We start from the raw sequence: 19,503 nt of genomic DNA, 5'->3' as shown, positions 1-19,503 counted from the left end.
GTCGCGGCGAGCGAGTTGCGGGGACATGCTGGAGTGGACCGCAGAACTGACGGGAGGACGCGAGGTGGCCGCAGATCGGCACGTGCGGGTGAACTACGGCGCGTCGTTGTCACCGGATGCGACGGCTTTTGCCCACTTGGTCGACGACGGCGGCTACCCGCGCGCGGTGCAGCGGTTCCTGCGCGGCTGGCGGGCCAGCTCCTCACGCGACGTCGAGCTGCCCGTGGTCGGGCCCGTGACGAAGGTCATCCATTCCGCCGACGGCCACTGGCTGGCCTGCCAGGTGGCCCCCGAAGGCGGGACCCGCAGCCAGATCTGGGTGGTGACCACCGATCCCGACGACCGTGACGCGCGCAGGATCGACTACTGGCCGGCCGACGCCGAAGGCACCGCGGAACTCATCAGCTGGGACGGCACCCAGGTCGCGGCGATCCTCACCGGGGAGGACGGCGTCGGCAGTTCGTGCCTGATCGATCCGGCCACCGGGGACACCCTCGTGCTCGACCGGCGCTCGGGCGGTCGGCTCGTGGACGCGTGGGCGGGCGCCTCGCTGGTGCGGGTCGGCCCGCGCGGATACCAGGAGCTCATCATGTTGTGGGGGCTCACCGAAATTGCGCTGCTGCCATCGGATCCCGGCTCGGTCACCGATTTCGGTGTGATCCTCGACGATCACACCCCGCGCCGGCTCCGCAGTGGTATCGACGGCGAGACCACGCTGTACCACCCGGCCGGCACGTACGGGCCCAACAGCACCGAGGGATTCGTGCGGGCACTGATCCGCAGTGACAACGGCGCCGCGCATGCGCGTCTGCTGGAGGTCACCGTCACCGCCGAGGGGGTGACGTATCACGTCGTCGCGGAGCGGGCCGGCTATGAGCTCGACGAGTTCGTGGTCAGTGACGATCTGTCCACGGTCGCGTTGTTGTGGAACATCGACGGCCGCAGCGAGCTGCAGATCCTGGAGTATGCCGACGAGACGCTGTCGGCACCGATTCCGCTGCCCGGTCCGGTTGCCGGTGAGCTGAGTATCAGCGCGGGCGGCTCGATGGTGGCGGTGACGGTGCAGGGGCCGTCGCTGCCGCGCACGGTCGAACTCGTCGATCCACGTTCACTGGAATGGGAGCGGATCGACCGGGAGCCGAGCAGCGGACCGTTGACCTCGGCGCCGACGCTGGAGCGGATAACCGCGCGCGACGGGTTGGAGCTCACCGGGTGGTTGTACCGGCCGCACGGCGAGGTGGTGGGCGCGGCGATGTTTCTGCACGGCGGCCCGGAGGGGCAGGCGCGGCCCGAATACAACGAGATCTTCCCGGCGCTGCTCGATGCCGGTATCGCGGTGCTGACGCCGAATGTGCGCGGCTCGGGCGGATTCGGCCGGGCATTCGTGCACGCCGACGACAAGGAGTTGCGGTTCGCTGCGATCGACGACGTCGCCGATTGCGCCCGGTATCTGCTCGACCTGGGGATCGCGCCGGCCGACCGGCTGGCCTGTACCGGATGGTCGTACGGCGGCTATCTGACCCAGGCGGCATTGGCTTTTCATCCAGAGTTGTTCGCCGCGGGCATCAGCATCTGCGGGATGAGCGACCTGAACACCTTCTATCGCACCACCGAGCCGTGGATCGCGGCGGCGTCCTATCCCGAATACGGCCATCCGGTTGCGGATCATGATCTGCTGGAACGGCTTTCGCCGCTGCCGAAGGCAGATCAGGTGATCGCGCCACTGTTGCTGGTGCACGGCGGCAACGACACCAACGTGCCGCCTGACGAGTCGCGTCAGATGTATGACGCGCTCACCGTGCTGGGGCGTACCGCCGAACTCCTCATCTTCGAGGACGACGGGCACGAGATCGCCAAGCGGGAGAACCGTGCCGTGCTGGTCGATGCCGCGACCCGTTGGTTGGCCAAGGCGTTCGGCGTCTAGCCGCTTGCGGTGAGCGCCGCCAGTGTCATCCGGCGCAGTACCGCGCGTGAATGTGTCTTGGGTGCAGCGGGTCTCACGCTGTACGGGGTGGAGTTCAGCAGGCCGAACGCGGCATGGGCCATCACCCGGGCATCGTCCTCGGTCAGGTCCGGGTCGAGCCGCGTCAGGACCGTCACCCAGATCTCCACATACTGACGCTGGGCGCGGCGCACCTGTCGTCTGGCCGTATCGGGAAGGTGGGCCAGGTCGCGGTCCTGGATGCGGATCAGGTCGGATTCACCGAAGACGAAGTCGAGGTGGAAGTCCACCAGGGCGTCCAGCGACTCTGCGGGGTCGTCGGTCCGCGCGGTGACTTCCTGTGCCCCGGCAAGCAGGCGGGTACTGATCCCGACGAGCAGTTCGACCAGCAGGGCTTCCTTGTTGGGGAAATGCCGGTAGATGGCAGGTCCGCTGATTCCGACCGCCGAGCCGATGTCCTCCAGGCGCACCGCGAGATAGCCGCGTTCGGCCACCAGCCGCTCGGCGGCAGCGATCAGCTGGCTACGGCGATCGGATTTGGCCTTACTGCGACGAGTGACGGCGCTGTCGGGCATGGCGCCTCCGGGAGGGTAGACAACTCAGTTAATGAAAACTAACCTATCACGAGTTAGTTGTCATTAACCGAAATGGGAGCTGCCTTGTCATCGCACCGCGACGAGCATCTGGCGCTGGTCGACCAGCTGCGCGCCAAGCTCGCCACCGCCGCCCTCGGCGGCCCCGAGCGGGCCCGTCAACGTCACGTCGACCGGGGCAAATTGCTGCCCCGCGACCGCGTCGACGGCCTGCTGGACCCGGGCAGCCCGTTCCTGGAGATCGCCGCGCTGGCGGCCGACGGGATGTACGACGACGAATGTCCGGGCGCCGGAATGATCGCCGGCATCGGCCGGGTCTCCGGCCGGGAATGCCTGATCGTCGCCAACGACGCCACCGTCAAGGGCGGCACGTACTACCCGGTCACGGTCAAGAAGCACCTGCGCGCGCAGGAGATCGCCCTACAGAACAAGCTGCCGTGCATCTACCTGGTCGACTCGGGCGGTGCGTTCCTGCCACGCCAGGACGAGGTGTTCCCAGACCGCGAGCACTTCGGTCGCATCTTCTACAACCAGGCCACCATGAGCGCACAGGGCATCGCGCAGATCGCCGCCGTGCTCGGCTCGTGCACCGCGGGCGGGGCGTATGTGCCTGCGATGAGCGACGAGGCCGTCATCGTGCGCAATCAGGGCACGATCTTCCTCGGCGGTCCGCCGCTGGTGAAGGCGGCCACCGGTGAGATCGTCACCGCCGAGGACCTCGGCGGCGGGGACCTGCACTCCAAGACCTCGGGCGTCACCGACCACCTGGCCCACGACGACCGTGACGCTCTGCGGATCGTGCGCAACATCGTCGCCACCCTGGGGCCGGCCGAAGCGCCGCCGTGGGCGGTGGCGCCCACCGTGGACGCCGTCGCCGACCAGACCGAGCTCTACGACGTGGTTCCGGTCGACGCCCGCGTGCCCTACGACGTGCACGAGGTGATCACGCGCATCGTCGACGGCGGCGAGTTCAACGAATTCAAGGCCGAGTACGGCACCACCCTGGTCACCGGGTTCGCCCGCATCCACGGCCACCCGGTCGGCATCGTCGCCAACAACGGTGTGCTGTTCGGCGAATCCGCGCTCAAGGGAGCGCATTTCATCGAGCTGTGCGACAAGCGCAAGACGCCGTTGTTGTTCCTGCAGAACATCTCCGGGTTCATGGTCGGCCGCGACTACGAGGCGTCGGGCATCGCCAAGCACGGTGCCAAGATGGTCACCGCGGTGGCCTGTGCCCGGGTGCCGAAGCTGACCGTGGTGATCGGCGGCTCCTACGGCGCGGGCAACTACTCGATGTGCGGGCGCGCCTATTCGCCCCGGTTCCTGTGGATGTGGCCCAACGCGCGCATCTCGGTGATGGGCGGCGAGCAGGCCGCTTCGGTTCTGGCCACCGTGCGCGGCGAGATGAGCGCCGAGGAGGAAGAACAGTTCAAGGCGCCGATCCGGGCCCAGTACGAGCACCAGGGCAATCCGTACTACTCGACCGCCCGGCTCTGGGATGACGGGGTGATCGACCCGGCGGACACCAGAACCGTGCTCGGACTTGCCCTTTCGGTTGTCGGCCAGGCTCCGCTGGAGCCGGTCTCCTACGGCGTATTCCGGATGTGATGATGACCTCAAGTTCATTGTTTGACACAGTCCTCGTCGCCAATCGCGGCGAAATCGCGGTGCGGGTCATCCGCACCCTGCGGACCATGGGCATCCGATCGGTGGCGGTCTTCAGCGACGCCGACGCGGCGGCGCGCCACGTCCTCGAGGCTGACGTGGCTGTCCATATCGGCCCTGCCGCGGCGCGGCAGAGTTACCTGAACATCGACGCCGTGGTCGCGGCTGCGCAGCGCACCGGTGCGCAGGCGGTACACCCCGGCTACGGATTCCTCTCCGAGAACGCCGAGTTCGCCGCCGCACTGCAGGCCGCGGGCATCGCTTTCATCGGACCGCCGGCTTCGGCGATCGCCACGATGGGGGACAAGATCGCGGCCAAGGCCGCGGTGTCGGCGTTCGGTGTCCCGGTCGTGCCGGGTATATCGCGTCCCGGCCTGACCGATGAGGATCTGATCGCGGGGGCGCCCGAGGTCGGCTTCCCGGTCCTGGTCAAGCCGTCGGCAGGTGGTGGCGGCAAGGGCATGCGGGTGGTCGAACAGGCTGCCGATCTTCCTGCCGCGTTGACCAGCGCCCGCCGCGAGGCCGCCGCCGCCTTCGGCGACGACACCCTGTTCCTCGAACGATTTGTGTTGCGGCCCCGGCACATCGAGGTGCAGGTGCTGGCCGACGGCCATGGCAACGTGATTCACCTCGGCGAGCGCGAATGCAGCTTGCAGCGCCGGCACCAGAAGGTCATCGAGGAGGCGCCGTCACCGCTGCTGGACCCGGCCACCCGGGCGCGCATCGGGCAGGCCGCCTGCGATACCGCGCGTAGTGTCGATTACACGGGTGCAGGCACCGTGGAATTCATCGTGTCCGCCGATGCACCCGACGAGTTCTTCTTCATGGAGATGAACACCCGGTTGCAGGTCGAACATCCGGTCACCGAGATGGTCACCGGAGTTGACCTGGTGGAGCAGCAGGTCCGGATCGCCGCAGGCGACAAGCTCGCGATCGGCCAGGACGACATCGTGATGACCGGCCATGCCGTAGAAGCGCGGGTCTACGCCGAGGACCCGGCCAACAGCTTCCTGCCCACCGGCGGCCCGGTGCTCGGGCTGCGGGAGCCCAGTGGGCCGGGCGTGCGGGTGGATTCCGGCCTGGCCGCGGGCACCGTGGTCGGCAGTGACTACGACCCGATGCTCTCGAAGGTCATCGCCCACGGCGCCGACCGGACCGCGGCGTTGCACAAGCTGGACCGGGCGCTGGCCGATACCGCGGTGCTGGGCCTGACCACCAACACAGAGTTCCTGCGCTTCCTGCTGGCGGATCCCGATGTGGCCGCGGGCCGGTTGGACACCGGCCTGCTGGACCGTCGCGCACCCGATTTCGCGCCCCAGGCCCTCGGCGATGCAGAGCTGATCGCGGCGGCGGCCTACCAGTGGATCAGCAACTGGGTGCAGGCCGGCGACGAGCTGTGGGCCCGGCCGACCGGCTGGCGGGTGGGGGAGCGTGCCCCGGCCGCATTCCGGCTGCGGGCCGGCGAGCGCACGGACCACGTGTACCTCACCGGTGTCCCGAGCCGGGCCACCGCGTCGGTCGAGAACGGCGAAACCCACACTCTGAGTGCCGCTTTCGCCGGCGACCAGTTCACCGTCACCCTCGATGGCATGCGTACCGAGTATCTGGTTGCCACCCAGCTGAGCGGAGGCGTCGGTCAGCTCTGGCTTTCGGGCGGCGGGCGCAGCTACGTCGTCGAGGAAGTCCGTGAGGCGCCGGTGCGGCCCGACGACGAGCACAGCGGCGACGCCGAACTCGTCAGCCCCATGCCGGGATCGGTTGTCGCCGTGGGTGTTGCCGGCGGAGCCGAGGTGACGGCCGGCACCACGGTGGTCACCGTGGAGGCGATGAAGATGGAGCACGCCCTGACCGCACCGATCGACGGTGTGGCCGAACTACTCGTCGCCGTCGGCGACCAGGTCAAGGTGGGTCAGCCACTGGCCCGAATCACCGCTCACACACAGGAGAACGAGCAATGAGCGACTTTCTGTCGACCGGCACGCTGCCGGATCACTACGCGGAACTGGCCAAGACCGTCCGCGACTTCGCCCAGAGCGTGGTCGCCCCCGTGGCCGCCAAGCACGATGAGGAACATTCGTTCCCCTACGAGGTCGTGGACGGCATGGCCGACATGGGCCTGTTCGGTCTGCCGTTCCCCGAGGAGTACGGCGGCATGGGCGGCGATTACTTCGCACTGTGCCTGGCCCTGGAGGAACTCGGCAAGGTCGACCAGAGCGTGGCCATCACGCTGGAGGCCGGAGTCTCGCTGGGCGCCATGCCGGTCTACCGCTTCGGCAACGACGCGCAGAAGCAGGAGTGGCTGCCGCTACTGTCCAGTGGCAAGGCACTGGGTGCGTTCGGCCTGACCGAGGCGGGCGGTGGCAGCGACGCCGGCGCCACCAAGACCACCGCCAAGATGGACGACGGCCACTGGATTATCAACGGCTCCAAGCAGTTCATCACCAACTCCGGCACCGACATCACCAAGCTGGTCACCGTGACCGCGGTGACCGGGGAGCGTGAGGGCGGCAAGAAGGAGATCTCCTCGATCCTGGTGCCGGTGCCCATCGAGGGATTCACCGCCGAACCCGCCTACAACAAGGTGGGCTGGAACGCCTCGGACACCCACCCGTTGAGCTTCGACGACGTCCGGGTGCCGGCCGAGAACCTGCTCGGCGACCGTGGCCGCGGCTACGCCAACTTCCTGCGCATCCTGGATGAGGGCCGCATCGCCATCGCGGCGCTGTCGGTCGGTGTCGCGCAGGGCTGCGTGGATGAATGTGTGAAGTACGCCAAGGAACGTCAGGCTTTCGGCGCAGCCATCGGCACGTACCAGGCCATCGCCTTCAAGATCGCCCGGATGGAGGCCCGAGCCCACGCGGCCCGCGCGGCGTACTACGACGCGGCCGCGCTGATGCTGTCCGGCAAGCCGTTCAAGAAGGCCGCCTCGGTGGCCAAGCTGGTGTCCAGCGAGGCCGCGATGGACAACTCCCGCGACGCCACCCAGATCTTCGGCGGCTACGGATTCATGAACGAATACCCGGTGGCGCGGCATTACCGGGACAGCAAGATCCTCGAAATCGGCGAGGGGACAACCGAAGTGCAGCTGATGCTGATCGCGCGGGAGGCGGGCCTGTGAGCGAAGCCAAGAAAGTAATCGAGCAGCGCGGGCTGTGGTTCGAGGAGTTCGAGATCGGTGTGCGTTACCTGCACCGTCCCGGTCGCACGATCACCGAGGCCGACAACGTCCTGTTCACCACGCTCACCATGAACACCCAGGCACTGCACCTGGATGCCGCGTTCTCCGACGCCCTGCCGCCGTTCAACGCCCGGTTGGTCAACTCGATGTTCACGTTGTCGACGCTCGTCGGGCTGTCGGTGGCCCAGCTGACCCAGGGCACCATCGTCGGCAACCTCGGGTTCTCCGAGATCGCTTTCCCGAAGCCACTTTTCCACGGTGACACGCTCTACGCCGAAACCGAGATCACCGAGAAGCGGGCGTCCAAGAGCCGGCCGGGGGAGGGCATCGTGACGTTCGCGCACACGGGCCGCAACCAGCACGGTGACATCGTGGCGACGGCGTCGCGCAAGACCATGGTGCGCATGCGCCCGGAGGGAGATTCCTGATGACGGTCCAGGCACCGGGCCCGGGTTGGCTGTTCTGCCCGGCCGACCGTCCCGAGCGGTTCGAAAAGGCCGCGGCCGCAGCCGATGTGGTGATCCTCGACCTCGAAGACGGGTGCGCGGCCAAGGACCGACCGGCCGCGCGTCAGGCGTTGATCGACACCCCGCTGGATCCGGCGCGCACCGTGGTGCGGGTCAACCCGACCAGCACCGCCGACCACGAACTCGACCTGAAGGCGGTCGCGGCCACCGACTACACCACCGTGATGCTGGCCAAGACCGAGCATGCCGATCAGGTGCGCGCCCTGGCGCCGTTGGACGTCGTGGTGCTGATCGAGACACCGTTGGCCGCGCTGAACGTGGTGGAGCTGGTGCAGCCCGACAACGCCTTCGCGGTGATGTGGGGGGCGGAGGATCTGTTCGCGGTCACCGGTGGCACCGCCAACCGCTGGCCTGACGGCACGTACCGCGACGTCGCCCAGCACGTGCGGTCGCAGACTCTGCTGGCCGCCAAGGCCTACGGGAAGCTGGCACTGGATTCGGTGTACCTCGACATCAAGGATCTCGACGGCCTGCGGGCGGAGTCCGACGACGCCGTCGCCGTCGGATTCGACGCCAAGGTGGCGATCCACCCCACGCAGGTCGCCGTCATCCGGTCCGCCTATGCCCCGACCGATGAGCAGATCGCCTGGGCGCGAGCAGTGCTCGATCGGGTGGCAGGCGAACGTGGTGTCTTCCAGCACGACGGCCTGATGGTCGACGCTCCGGTTCTGCGGCGTGCCGAGCGGATCGTCGCGCTGGCACCGCGGAGCTGATCACCGGCCGGTCCTTGTCCGACACGCCTCCAATCCGTTACCCGTGATGCGCGTGGCCGGATTCGATTCGGGCGCATAATGGCGATATGCCCCAGTGCTGCGACGGGCCGAGCGGATCGTCCAGCTAGCGCCACACCCAGGCATCTAGCCGGAGGCCTCTCACCAGGGGTTTTGCCCGTACCGCCGCTGCCCTGAGCACCTCATGGACTGGCGGCGCGACATGCCGTCACCCGAGAAGGAGGCGGTATGGCTGAGCGCTATCCGGCACTGAGTGTCGATCTGGATCCGGTGCGTCTGGTCGACGCAGAAGGGTCGCCCACCAGCGAAACGCGCTACAGCCGCGATCTGCCCCACGAGACACTGGCCTGGCTCTACGAATCGATGGTCGTGACTCGTGACCTGGACGTCGAATTCGTCAACCTGCAGCGCCAGGGTGAGCTGGCGCTGTATGCGTCCTGCCGCGGCCAGGAGGCCGCCCAGATCGGGGCGACCGCCTGCCTCCGCAAGACCGACTGGCTGTTTCCGCAGTACCGGGAGATCGGGGCGTTCCTGCTGCGCGGGATCACCCCGGGCCAGATGGGTGCGACCTGGCGGGGGCAATGGCACGGCGGTCGCGAGTTCACCAGCCGCTGCGTCGCCCCGATCGCGATTCCGATCGGCACCCACGGACTGCATGCGGTCGGCGCTGCGATGGCCGCGCAGCGTCTCGGCGAGGACTCGGTGACGGTCGCGTTCCTCGGCGACGGCGCCACCAGTGAGGGCGATGTGCACGAGGCGCTCAACCTGGCGTCGGTGTTCCGCGCGCCGTGCATGTTCTTCGTGCAGAACAACCAGTGGGCGATCTCGGTGCCGGTGAGCAAGCAGCAGGCCGGGCCGTCGATCGCACACCGGGCCATCGGCTACGGCATGCCGGGTATCCGCGTCGACGGCAACGATGTGCTGGCCTGCTATGCGGTGATGGCCGAGGCCGCCGAACGCGCCCGTGCGGGCGCAGGCCCCACGCTCATCGAGGCCGTCACCTACCGGATGGGTCCGCACACCACCTCCGACGATCCGACCCGCTATCGGTCGGCCGACGAGGTCGACGAGTGGCTTGCCCGCGACCCGATCGCGCGGTACCGCACCTATCTGCAGAACGCCGGCGTGCTCGACGAACGACTCGAGCAGCGCGTGGCCACACGCTCACGGCGGCTGTGCGCAGAATTGCGCGACTCTCTCATCGGGGCGGCGGACCCCGATCCGGCCGAACTGTTCGACACCGTATACGCCGAGATCACCCCGGATCTGGCACGCCAACGCGATGCGCTGTTGGCCGAACTGGCGAAGGAGGCGTAAGACTCATGACCCAGATCATCGATCGTCCTGCCGCTCAGGGTGATTCGCCGGAGCCGTGGGAGCCGATGCTGGCTCCCGTCAGAATGCCGGCACCGCCGGCGTCGACGGCGCGGCCCGCCGAACTGACCATGGTGGCGGCCATCAACCAAGCGCTGCGCGACGCGATGGACGCCGACGACCGTGTGCTGGTGTTCGGCGAGGATGTCGCTACCCTCGGTGGGGTCTTCCGAGTCACCGAGGGACTGTCCGAGACCTTCGGCGCCGAAAGGTGTTTCGACACTCCGCTGGCCGAATCGGCGATCATCGGTGTGGCAGTCGGCCTGGCGATCCGCGGGTTCACCCCGGTACCGGAGATCCAGTTCGACGGGTTCAGCTATCCGGCCTTCGATCAGATCGCCAGTCATCTGGCCAAATACCGGATGCGCACCCACGGCGACATCAACCTGGGGGTGACGGTGCGGATTCCGTCGTTCGGCGGCATCGGTGCGGTTGAACACCATTCGGAGTCCACCGAGTCGTACTGGTTGCACACGGCGGGTCTCAAGGTGGTCGTACCGTCCACGCCGTCGGACGCGTACTGGCTGCTGCGGTATTCGATCAGCAGCGCCGACCCGGTGATCTTCCTGGAGCCAAAGCGACGTTACTGGGCACGCGAACTCGTCGACACCAGCGCGCCCGCTCCGCCCATCGGCCGGGCGATGGTGCGGCGCAACGGAACCGACGCCACCGTCATCACCTACGGTGGATTGGTGGCCACTGCGCTCAACGCCGCGGAGCTGGCCGCAGAGCAGGGCTGGAGCCTCGAGATTGTCGATCTGCGCTCACTGAACCCCCTCGACTTCGACACGGTTGCGGCGTCGGTGCGGCGAACCGGCCGAGCCGTCGTCATGCATGAGGGGCCCCGTACCCTCGGCTTCGGGGCCGAACTGGCTGCCCGGATCTCCGAGGAGTGCTTCTACGATCTTGAGGCACCGGTCTTGCGTGCCACCGGTTTTGACACGCCCTATCCGCCGGCCCGGCTGGAGAAGGTGTGGCTGCCCGGCGTCGACCGCCTGCTCGACTGCGTCGAGCGCGCGATGGTGCAGCCGTGAACCGGGAGTTCCTGGTCCCCGATCTCGGTGAGGGGTTGCAGGACGCCACGATCACCAGCTGGAGCGTTGCGGTGGGCGACACCGTCGAGCTCAATCAGACGTTGTGCACGGTCGAGACCAACAAGGCCGAGGTGGAGATACCCAGCCCGTTCGCCGGGCAGGTGCTCGAGCTCGGCGGCAAGGCAGGGGATACCTTGACCGTTGGGTCACTGTTGGCCCGGATAGACACCGATGAGCTGGCCGAAGCACCAATCGGGTCCGTGAAAAATGGTGCGACACCCCGTAAGTCGGTGCTGGTCGGGTATGGCACCGACGACACCATGGATGTCAGTAGGCGGGCGCCGAGTTCGGAGAGCCCGCGGGCGCGGGCCAAACCTCCGGTGCGCAAACTGGCGGCGGACCTGCACGTCGACCTCCAGAAGGTGGCGCCGGGATCCGGGCCCGAGGGGATCGTCACGCGCGACGACGTCCTGGCCGCAGCGGGCAGTGCGGACATCATCGACGTCGGTGGCGTGCAGGCCGCGATGGCGCGGCGGATGTCGTTGTCACGTAAAGAGATACCCGATGCGCACGCCCGGGTGGACGTGGACTGTGCTGCGTTGTCACAGCTGCGGGACCGCATCAAGGTCACGGATGCCGAAGTCCCCGCCACACCGTTCGTGCTGACGCTACGGTTACTGGTTCTGGCGCTGAGGCGGCATCCGATGCTGAACTCCACCTGGCTCGAAACCGCCGAAGGGCCACAGATTCACCGGCATCCGGCCGTACACCTGGGTTTCGGAGTGGCCGCGCCCCGCGGACTGCTGGTCCCGGTGATCCGGGACGCGCAATCGATGACGACGCGAGAGTTGGCCGCAGCGGTGGCCCGGCTGGTCGAGCAGGCGAGAGCCGGAACGCTCAGCCCGGCCGAGCTGAGCGGGTCGACGTTCACGGTGTCGAACTTCGGAGCACTCGGCCTGGACGACGGCGTGCCGGTGATCAACTATCCGGAGGCCGCGATTCTCGGGATGGGATCGATGAAACCGCGGCCGGTCGTGGTTGACGGGGCCGTGGTGGCTCACCCCACGATGTCGTTGACCTGTGCCTTCGACCATCGCGTCGTCGACGGTGCCCAGGCCGCCGCGTTCCTGCGTGACCTGCGTTCACTGATCGAGGCGCCCGAATTGGCGCTGATCGAACTGTAGCGGAGAGTCGAAGCGGCTATTTGCGCTTGGCCGCGGCCAAACGCTCTGCGAATTCCGGGGATTCGATGGAGCGCGCCTGTGGACCGAGTTCGATGTCGACGGCGGTCCCGTGCTGGTCGATGTCGACTGTCCCCGGGTTGGCGGTGGCCCGCATCGAGGCCTTGGTGGCGATCACCACATCACGTGGGGCGCTTGCGGGTCCGGCGGCGAGCATACGTGCAGCGCCCACCGGATCCTCGGCGATCGACAGCGCCAACCCGTGGCGTACCGCGGACTCGGCGTCGAAGCGCATGCCGAACAACAGCGCCGCTCGGGCCACCTGCGGGCCGACGCCTCGCTGCAGCATCCAGGTGGCGCCGCCGCCGGGATGGATACCCAGCTTCTGGAACCGCGGATCGAACAGCGCGCTCGGGCCGGCGATCCGAACGTCGGCGGCCAGCGCCAGGTTGAGGCCTGCGCCGACGGCGGCGCCGTTGACCGCGGCGATGGTGGGGAGCGTGCAATTGGCGACCGCCAGGAAGCCGTCGTAGATCTTGCGCAGTCCGTCTTCGGTGGCCTCGCCCAGCGCGGTGAGGTCGGCACCGGCGCAGAACGCCTTGCCTGCACCGGTGACGATCACGGCGTGTACGTCGGGGTTGGCCTCGGCGGCCTCGACCGCGGCGCGCAGGGCCGCCGACATCTCGAAGGTCACCGCATTGCGGCGATCGGGGTCGTTGACGGTGATGACTGCGATGTGATCGTCGACGCTGACCAACACGGAATCCGGCACGAGGTCACCCTAGCCCTCCGTGCCGTCCGCGCGCTGAGGCGTGGGTGACCACAAAAGTTCATCGAAACGTCAGTCGCGGTGCCCGGCGGTCCGGCCCCCGCGAGCGGACAATGATCCGGTGACGGCCGACATCGCCGGTTTTTCTGGCGCCCCGGGAGCCGGGTCGGTGCAGCCGACGCGGCGTCGTCTGCTGTTGTTGGCTGCCGGGTCGGTGTTTCTGATCGACGTGGGTACCAAGACGCTTGCCGTGGGCATGCTCCAGCCCGGCCGCACCGTCCCATTGCTCGGCAACTGGCTGGTATGCGAACTCACCCGTAACTCTGGTGCGGCCTTGTCGATGGCCGCGGACCGTACCGTGATGCTGACCCTCGTCGTTCTGTCCGTGGCCGGTGCGATCGCCTGGATCGGTGCCCATGTGCGCTCGCCGTGGTGGGCTCTCGGCCTCGGGACGATCCTCGGCGGCGCCACGGGCAACCTCGTCGACCGGCTGTTCCGCGCTCCCGGCCCGCTGCGCGGGCATGTGGTTGATTTCCTGGCGGTCGGCCCGATGCCGGTGTTCAACGTGGCGGACATCGCCGTGTTGGCGGGCGTGGTCTGGTTGATTGCGTTGTCGCTGTCGGGTTTTCCGTTCAACGGCGCGGCTCGGACCTCAGGGCCGCATGCCGGAAGTTGATCAGGAGCGCTGGGTCGGTTCAGTAGAAAGCCCGCCGGCCACTCCTTGGTACGAGACCACCGCGGCGATCGTCGTTGCCGGTGTGGGCGGCCTGGTGGCCATCGGTGTGCTGGTGTTCGCGATCCTGACGACGTCGCACCACTCAGTGCTGCCTACCCAACCCGAGCGGCTCACACCGGTGACGCCGACGAAGTCGATGCCGTCGCGGTCGGCGACAGCCACCACCAGCACGCGGTCACCGGTGAGCACCAGCGAAGGCATCGGAACGCCAAGTGCGCCACCGCCGGAGGTCCCGGTGGAGACCACCGCGCCGCCGACCACGACGATGTCGAATCCCTACGCCACCACGTCGGTGCCCAATGGGGCAGCGTTCTGATGCAAGCCGACCCGATCGCTCGAACCGAAGGTCAACCGAAACCGATCCCGATTCCGCCCCAGACGCCGTCGTCGGGTTCGTTGGGGCACGACACATCCACGTAGACAGTGGTATTCGCCGGGTCGGTGCCGGGCGACCGATCGGGATTGTGAACGGCCGTCGCCCTGCAGCGTGTGAGCGGTTCGCTACTGACCCCGCTGACCCAATTGATCTGGACGTTGTAGCCCTTGGCGGTGAGATCGTTGATCGTGTCGGCCGCCGATCTGGTGCCGGCGGTCGGGTCTGCTCCGGCAGGTGGGGCCAGGAAGATCACCGCACACAGCACACCGAAGGATGCGAGTATCTTCGCGCGACTCGACTCCCGCGGCATGATGATCCTCCCAGCGGTCGGACCGACTTTGCCAGTCTATTCCGCCGGATGGGTCCGTGGGAGATCAGGAATTCGAGCCCTCGTCGGGGCACTGCACGTCGACGTAGACCGTCACTTCTGACTTGGGCAGGGCCGGCGACCCACGGTTGGGGTTGTGGATCGAATTGACCCGGCACAGCGACAGCGACAGTGTGCTGGTACCGCCGACCCAGTTGATAGCCACGTTGTAGCCCTCGGCGTTCAGGGCTGAGATGGTCTCGTCAGCCCGCTGGCCGCTGCCTGCAGTCGGTTCCGCCGCCGCCAACGGCGCGCCCCCGATCGCAAGGGCCGGGATCATCACGGCCAGCCCGGTGATTGTCGAATTCCGTGTTCGCATCAGCATCTCGACCTCCCGGCGGTCGGATCTCATGCTGTCGCTCTCACCGGTAGCCCCGACCGCTGCCCGTAAGTGTATTCCTGATGTACAGAAAGTTAACAGGAACTTACCAAACAGTGTCTGGCTGACGCTCTCGGCGCGTTCTGTCCGGCTAGCGGGCCTGCAGGGCGCAGAAGGTTCGGCGGGTACAAATAGTTCGGGCAGCGTCCGGGGAAGTGCCGGACGCTGCCCGAATGTCGATCTGTAGAGCTAGGGAGCAGGCGGAGCGGGAGCGGGACCCGCGGGCGGTATCGGGACTCCCGGTGCCGGCGGCGGTGCTGCCGGATCCGGGAGATTCTCACCGAGACCCTGCGGAATATTCGTTCCCGGCGGGGGAGCGGTCCCCGGAAGTGGTTCACCGAGTTGCTCTTTGGGCAGCTGGCCCAGCATCGCGCCACGCAGGTTCCCGTTGCGGTACATGTCGCGCATGTTCCGCATCCAGTCGAGCCCGGAGATATCCGCGTTCTCCTGACCTGGCGCGACCCCGACCACGGTGCCCTGACCGGGTGCCGAAGGTTTCTCGTTCTGCGGGAAGAAGTTTCCGTTGTTGAACGCCCTGAGGTTGGGTGCCTCGGTCGGTGGTGGGGCGCCCGGCGCGGACGGCACCGAGTACTGCCCGAGGAGCGCACCGGGACTCATGTCGACCCCGTTCGGGACGCCCAACCTGCCAGGTCCCGTATCGGTTCCGGTCTGCCCCAGAACCGACAACCCGTTCGGCCCGAGTGGTGCGCCCACCAGGGGTACCTCGGGTCCTGGTGGGGGAGGCGGCTCCACAGCGGGCGCTGGGGCGGCGACCGCGGGAGCACCTGGGACCTCCGGCGGTGCCGGGTCGGCTGCGGCGGTTGCCGAGCAGGCAACCGCCACGCCGACTGCGAACAGCCCGGCCGCGGCGAGATTGGCCACCACGTTCCTGGTCGGCAATGTGCTGTCCGGGTTCTCGCTCATGCCTTCGTGTTTCGCTTTCACATCAGCCTGTCAGACCGACTTGGTGACGCCGTAGTAAGCCACCACATCATCGGTGTCGGTGGTGGAGCTGGTCAGGGTGGCGTAGGAGCGCAGGAAGGACTGACCGACGCAGCCGTCGACCTTGATGTGAACGTCTTTGAGGGTGACGCGCACCGGGGCGGCCTTGAACGACTTCTTGTTCACCGAGACGTTGGTGACGGTGCCGGGCTTGGGGTGGATCTCCAGCGTCCCCGACATCGGCATGCTCACGCCGGTCGGGATGATGCCGGCCAGGGTGGAGCCCGAGGTGCTCAGACCGATCGACCCGATGAGGCGGACCTGGCCGAGTTCGATACCGCAGCCGATCTGGTAGCCGGTGTCGAGCGTGCCGCCGGTCAGCGAGGTGGACCCGCCGCCGGTGACGGTGCCGGTGAAGGTGCCGGCGACGAGGTATTCGCGTGAGGAGGCGGCGGTGGTCAGTGGTGCGACCGGCAGCTGGCTCTCGTCTTTGGCGGAAACGGTGAGCTTCCAGCCGTCGGGGGTGGTGACGACACCTGGTTCGGCGGAGGCGACCAGTCCGTTGTCGGGCGGCGGCCCGGCATCAACAGGTTGTGCGGCGGGGTCTGCCGGCGGCGGCGGTGGCGGGTCGGCCGACGCCAGGGGCGCCAACGCAACCGGGGCCAAGAGGCAAACGGCGGCCAAGGTGGCGAAGCGATTCATCATGCGGGAACTTGTGCCTCTCATGGGTTTCGAATCCGAGGGGTCGGCGTTGTGATCAGAGCGGATCATGGTCGGTGTCGTTTCCGGGCCGCGCTCAGACGGCTTTGGTGACGCCGAGGTAGGTGATGACGTCGTCGGTGTTGTCGGTGGAGCTGGTCAGGGTCGCGTAGGTGCGAATGAACGACTGGCCCGCGCACTGATCGAACTTGATCCGCACACCGGTGATGGTCACGCGGGTTCCGGTGCCCTTGAACGACTTCTTGTCGATCGGGACGATGGTGACGGTGCCCGGCTTGAGATAGACCTTGCCCTGCAAGCTGATACCGGTACCGCCGTTGACATCGCCTGCGGAGCCGGTGAACGGAATCCTGATGCCGGGGGTGAAGCTGACGCCGGGGTTGATTTCGGTCTCATCGGTGATGATGCCGCAACCGATCTGGGCGCCGGCCTCCAGCGTGCCGCCGGTGAGCTTGGTCTTACCGCCGCCGGAGACCTTGCCGGTGAAGGTGCCGCCGACGAGGTATTCGCGTGAGGACACCGCGGTGGTCAGTGGTGCGACCGGCAGCAGGGTCTCGTTGGAGCCGGCCACGCTCACGTGCCAGCCGTCGGGGGTGTCCAGGACTCCTGGGGGTGAGGACGGCACGGCGCCGGTGTCCGGCGGCGGGCCGGCCGGCGCGGCGGCCGCGACGGGCGCTGCGGGGTCCGGCGGGGGCGGGGGATCCGCGGATGCAAGGGGCGCAATCGCTACAGGGGCCAACATGCAGACTGCAGCCAGGGGGGCAAAACGACTCAACATGCGTGAACTTGCGCCTCTCGTGGTTTTGGGCCCTGCCGTTCAGCGACACGCCATGGTCGTCTGAACCCAACGGGCCCAAGGAATCTGTCGCGACGAATCATTAACCGGTTGCGTTTCGATTCGGTGAACAACGCCCCAACAACTGCCGCCGCATTCCCGTCCAGCTGGATTCCCGGAACCTGTGAAGTTGCTGGGAAAGGGCATGCGCCGCAGCGCATTACATATATGAGGAAACAGCAGCGACTGCCGGCACGCAATGGACGACCCTTGGAGGTGGTCGGTTGGCCGGCTGTTCACTTTTTGGACATGTGCAACCCCGACCGTGAGGGGCATCCGGGGGGGTACGGCCGATGCGTCGAGGGGGCGCGGACGTGAACTGTGGCGCGCAGCGCCGAATTGCTACCGATTGACGGAGGAATCGTTGAGGTCGTCTCAGGTGTACGAGCGAGGGTTTGCATCGCTGCTCATTGCGGTCGGCATCGGCTTCGCTGCCATGCCCATGGCAGTTGCCGAGCCGGGCGACGAGTCAGGTGCTCCGGGGCCGGCAGCGCCTGCCGTGCCGGAGTTGCCCCCGGTGACAGCCGGAGTGCCGGCTGCGGGTCCGGTGCCCGTACCGGTCGCCAGCACGGATGATCCCGGCGTGCCGGCGGTTGCTGCCTGCTCCACGTTCGCGAGTGCGCTTGACTCCGCGTCGACGTTCTACGGTGATTTCGCGGATTCCATTGAAGGTGTGGAGCGCCCCGACTACGGCGACCCGACGATCAGCACCACCAACACCAGTGGCCGGACCGCGCTGCGTGAGGCCGCCGCGTCGGCGATGAACGCCGCCGGCACTCCCGGACTCTCGCCCGAGATCGCCAACCCGATGCGGTCATGGTCCTTCGGCGCCACCAAGCTGCTCCTGAAGATGGGGCTGCGTACCGGCGGTCAGTCACTCAATGACACGGCCACCCAGCTCAACACCGACGCCAACAACGCCCAGATGGCCTGCGCCGCCGCCGGCACCCACGCGTGACGGCAAACACAAACTCGTTGTCCTGATTGGGTAATCGCGCAGCGCCCCGGTTCGCGTCACCTCTGAGAATCCGTCCCCCACCGCGCGGTGAACCGTGCCGTCAGTAAAGGATTACCGTGATCCGGCTTGCGATCTCGCTGCTCATGCTCGTGCTGTTGGCGACCAGTTGTGCCGGCAATGGTGACAAAGCCCAGGGGCCGCCGAAAGACGTGCCCAAGTCGGCGCTCGAGGGACTGCTGCTCAGTACCGACGAGGTCAACACCCTGATGGGGACCGAGGGGATGACGGCACACCCGCCTGTCACCGAGATGGGCGATCATCGCAATCTGCTGCCCAATCTGAACTGCCTCGGTGCTTGGCAGGTCGATGAGGCGGCCATCTACGGGGATCGCTGGACCGCCATGCGCCAGGTGCTGCTGCGCGCGCCGGACAACGATGACTGGGACAACCTGCTGGTGCAGTCGGTCGTCATCTTCCCGTCCGCGCAGGATGCCACCGACTTCTTGAACCAATCGGCGGACCGTTGGTCCAAGTGCACCAACCACCACGTGAACATCACCCTCAATGGTGAGCGCCTGCCCAAGTGGACGAGTGGCGATCTGACAAAGACCGATTCCGAGCTCACGCTGCCCTTCACCCGCGTCAACGGGGATCAGACCCGGGATTGCCAGCGTGCGCTCGCCGTGGCCGCCAATCTCGTCATGGATATCCAGGCGTGTAAGCCGGCGGGTTCGTCGGTAACTCAGGCAGCCGATGTGGTGGACAAGATCAAAGCCGCGATGCCGCGCTGATCGGTACCCGCCACCGTGCGGGGGTAGTCTGAGCCGCGCAGCTGGTTTGTCGGCACCGGAGGTTTGCGGTGCCGACATCGAGCGTCGCATGCTGATTGAGATGCGACGTGAGAGGGAACCCGGTGAGAATCCGGGACTGTCCCGCAGCGGTATGCAGGAACGACCGCCGTCATCAGCACTGGCCCGCAGGAATCTGCGGCTGGGAAGCGACGGCCAGTAGGTGCACGGATTCCGTGCGTGCCTGTGAGTCCGAAGACCTGCCAGCCGTACCGGGCGCGCCGCGTCCGGTGGTTCATCGCCTCGCGGAATGGGCAGTGGCCGAAAGCGGTTCACTCGTGGTGGGTGGCTGCGTTCGGTTCGATGTCTCCTGGCGGTGGCCATCCCCGCATGTTGAAGGACGTCGTC

General features: G+C 67.3%; 20 protein-coding genes and 1 riboswitch. Of the genes, 13 read left to right on the top strand and 7 right to left on the bottom strand.

Going from position 1 to position 19,503, the window contains the following annotated elements:
- Positions 1–25: 25 nt before the first annotated feature.
- Positions 26–1,924: an alpha/beta hydrolase family protein gene (locus ACWEFV_RS29500; protein WP_450072782.1), complete on the top strand. Its 1,899-nt coding sequence runs from the start codon at positions 26–28 to the stop codon at positions 1,922–1,924.
- Here ACWEFV_RS29500 and ACWEFV_RS29495 read toward each other — a convergent pair.
- Positions 1,921–2,517, bottom strand: a complete 597-nt coding sequence (locus tag ACWEFV_RS29495; protein WP_135456564.1) for an SACE_7040 family transcriptional regulator — start codon at positions 2,515–2,517, stop codon at positions 1,921–1,923. The two genes, ACWEFV_RS29500 and ACWEFV_RS29495, sit on opposite strands and share 4 nt — an antisense overlap.
- Before the next feature lie 72 nt (positions 2,518–2,589).
- Between ACWEFV_RS29495 and ACWEFV_RS29490 the strand changes: the two genes are divergently transcribed.
- From ACWEFV_RS29490 to ACWEFV_RS29455, 8 genes are all read left to right on the top strand, one after another.
- A complete protein-coding gene (locus ACWEFV_RS29490) occupies positions 2,590–4,143 on the top strand; it encodes a carboxyl transferase domain-containing protein (RefSeq protein WP_135456562.1) in 1,554 nt (517 codons plus the stop codon).
- Positions 4,144–4,160: 17 nt separating this feature from the next.
- Positions 4,161–6,158: an acetyl-CoA carboxylase biotin carboxylase subunit gene (locus ACWEFV_RS29485; RefSeq protein WP_450072807.1), complete on the top strand. Its 1,998-nt coding sequence runs from the start codon at positions 4,161–4,163 to the stop codon at positions 6,156–6,158.
- Entirely contained in the window at positions 6,155–7,318 is a 1,164-nt protein-coding gene (locus ACWEFV_RS29480; protein ID WP_135456558.1) for an acyl-CoA dehydrogenase family protein, read from the top strand. The genes ACWEFV_RS29485 and ACWEFV_RS29480 overlap by 4 nt, the downstream gene beginning before the upstream one ends.
- Entirely contained in the window at positions 7,315–7,806 is a 492-nt protein-coding gene (locus ACWEFV_RS29475; RefSeq protein WP_135456556.1) for a MaoC family dehydratase, read from the top strand. The genes ACWEFV_RS29480 and ACWEFV_RS29475 overlap by 4 nt, the downstream gene beginning before the upstream one ends.
- Positions 7,806–8,618, top strand: a complete 813-nt coding sequence (locus ACWEFV_RS29470; RefSeq protein ID WP_450072781.1) for an HpcH/HpaI aldolase/citrate lyase family protein — start codon at positions 7,806–7,808, stop codon at positions 8,616–8,618. Before ACWEFV_RS29475 ends, ACWEFV_RS29470 begins: the two co-directional genes overlap by 1 nt.
- 246 nt (positions 8,619–8,864) lie before the next feature.
- On the top strand, positions 8,865–9,953 hold the full coding sequence (gene pdhA / locus ACWEFV_RS29465; protein ID WP_450072780.1) for a pyruvate dehydrogenase (acetyl-transferring) E1 component subunit alpha: 1,089 nt from the start codon (positions 8,865–8,867) through the stop codon (positions 9,951–9,953).
- Positions 9,954–10,018: 65 nt separating this feature from the next.
- Positions 10,019–11,044 carry an alpha-ketoacid dehydrogenase subunit beta gene (locus ACWEFV_RS29460; protein ID WP_450072806.1) on the top strand — a complete coding sequence of 342 codons (1,026 nt, stop codon included), beginning with the start codon at positions 10,019–10,021 and terminating at the stop codon, positions 11,042–11,044.
- On the top strand, positions 11,041–12,228 hold the full coding sequence (locus ACWEFV_RS29455; RefSeq protein ID WP_450072779.1) for a dihydrolipoamide acetyltransferase family protein: 1,188 nt from the start codon (positions 11,041–11,043) through the stop codon (positions 12,226–12,228). The genes ACWEFV_RS29460 and ACWEFV_RS29455 overlap by 4 nt, the downstream gene beginning before the upstream one ends.
- A gap of 16 nt (positions 12,229–12,244) precedes the next feature.
- Here ACWEFV_RS29455 and ACWEFV_RS29450 read toward each other — a convergent pair whose 3' ends face one another.
- Positions 12,245–12,997 (bottom strand): enoyl-CoA hydratase, encoded by a 753-nt coding sequence (locus ACWEFV_RS29450; protein WP_135456546.1) that lies wholly within the window; start codon positions 12,995–12,997, stop codon positions 12,245–12,247.
- Between the two features lie 118 nt (positions 12,998–13,115).
- On the opposite strand from ACWEFV_RS29450, the gene ACWEFV_RS29445 reads away from it, so the two are divergent.
- Positions 13,116–13,670 carry a signal peptidase II gene (locus tag ACWEFV_RS29445; RefSeq protein ID WP_135456544.1) on the top strand — a complete coding sequence of 185 codons (555 nt, stop codon included), beginning with the start codon at positions 13,116–13,118 and terminating at the stop codon, positions 13,668–13,670.
- Positions 13,657–14,046 (top strand): hypothetical protein, encoded by a 390-nt coding sequence (locus ACWEFV_RS29440; RefSeq protein WP_450072778.1) that lies wholly within the window; start codon positions 13,657–13,659, stop codon positions 14,044–14,046. Before ACWEFV_RS29445 ends, ACWEFV_RS29440 begins: the two co-directional genes overlap by 14 nt.
- A gap of 31 nt (positions 14,047–14,077) precedes the next feature.
- Here the strand turns inward: ACWEFV_RS29440 and ACWEFV_RS29435 are convergent, their stop codons facing one another.
- The 5 genes from ACWEFV_RS29435 to ACWEFV_RS29415 all read right to left on the bottom strand — a co-directional run bounded on the left by ACWEFV_RS29435 (position 14,078) and on the right by ACWEFV_RS29415 (position 17,292).
- Positions 14,078–14,416: a hypothetical protein gene (locus tag ACWEFV_RS29435; protein WP_450072777.1), complete on the bottom strand. Its 339-nt coding sequence runs from the start codon at positions 14,414–14,416 to the stop codon at positions 14,078–14,080.
- 64 nt (positions 14,417–14,480) lie between these two features.
- Positions 14,481–14,825 (bottom strand): hypothetical protein, encoded by a 345-nt coding sequence (locus tag ACWEFV_RS29430; RefSeq protein WP_286175082.1) that lies wholly within the window; start codon positions 14,823–14,825, stop codon positions 14,481–14,483.
- Positions 14,826–15,041: 216 nt separating this feature from the next.
- Positions 15,042–15,776 (bottom strand): hypothetical protein, encoded by a 735-nt coding sequence (locus ACWEFV_RS29425; protein ID WP_450072776.1) that lies wholly within the window; start codon positions 15,774–15,776, stop codon positions 15,042–15,044.
- 30 nt (positions 15,777–15,806) lie between these two features.
- Complete coding sequence (locus ACWEFV_RS29420) at positions 15,807–16,499, bottom strand: MspA family porin (protein ID WP_450072775.1); 693 nt, start codon at positions 16,497–16,499, stop codon at positions 15,807–15,809.
- 91 nt (positions 16,500–16,590) lie between these two features.
- Positions 16,591–17,292 carry an MspA family porin gene (locus ACWEFV_RS29415; RefSeq protein ID WP_450072774.1) on the bottom strand — a complete coding sequence of 234 codons (702 nt, stop codon included), beginning with the start codon at positions 17,290–17,292 and terminating at the stop codon, positions 16,591–16,593.
- A gap of 493 nt (positions 17,293–17,785) precedes the next feature.
- On the opposite strand from ACWEFV_RS29415, the gene ACWEFV_RS29410 reads away from it, so the two are divergent.
- Both ACWEFV_RS29410 and ACWEFV_RS29405 read left to right on the top strand, forming a co-directional pair.
- Entirely contained in the window at positions 17,786–18,307 is a 522-nt protein-coding gene (locus tag ACWEFV_RS29410) for a hypothetical protein (RefSeq protein WP_450072773.1), read from the top strand.
- Positions 18,308–18,423: 116 nt separating this feature from the next.
- Complete coding sequence (locus ACWEFV_RS29405) at positions 18,424–19,098, top strand: sensor domain-containing protein (protein ID WP_450072772.1); 675 nt, start codon at positions 18,424–18,426, stop codon at positions 19,096–19,098.
- A 42-nt stretch (positions 19,099–19,140) separates the two neighbouring features.
- Positions 19,141–19,377, top strand: a riboswitch (cobalamin riboswitch).
- Positions 19,378–19,503: the final 126 nt, after the last annotated feature.

Source organism: Mycobacterium sp. NPDC004974, assembly GCF_053600815.1.
The sequence above is the reverse complement of the archived record's forward strand: the minus strand, read 5'-3'. Positions and strand labels throughout refer to the sequence as shown.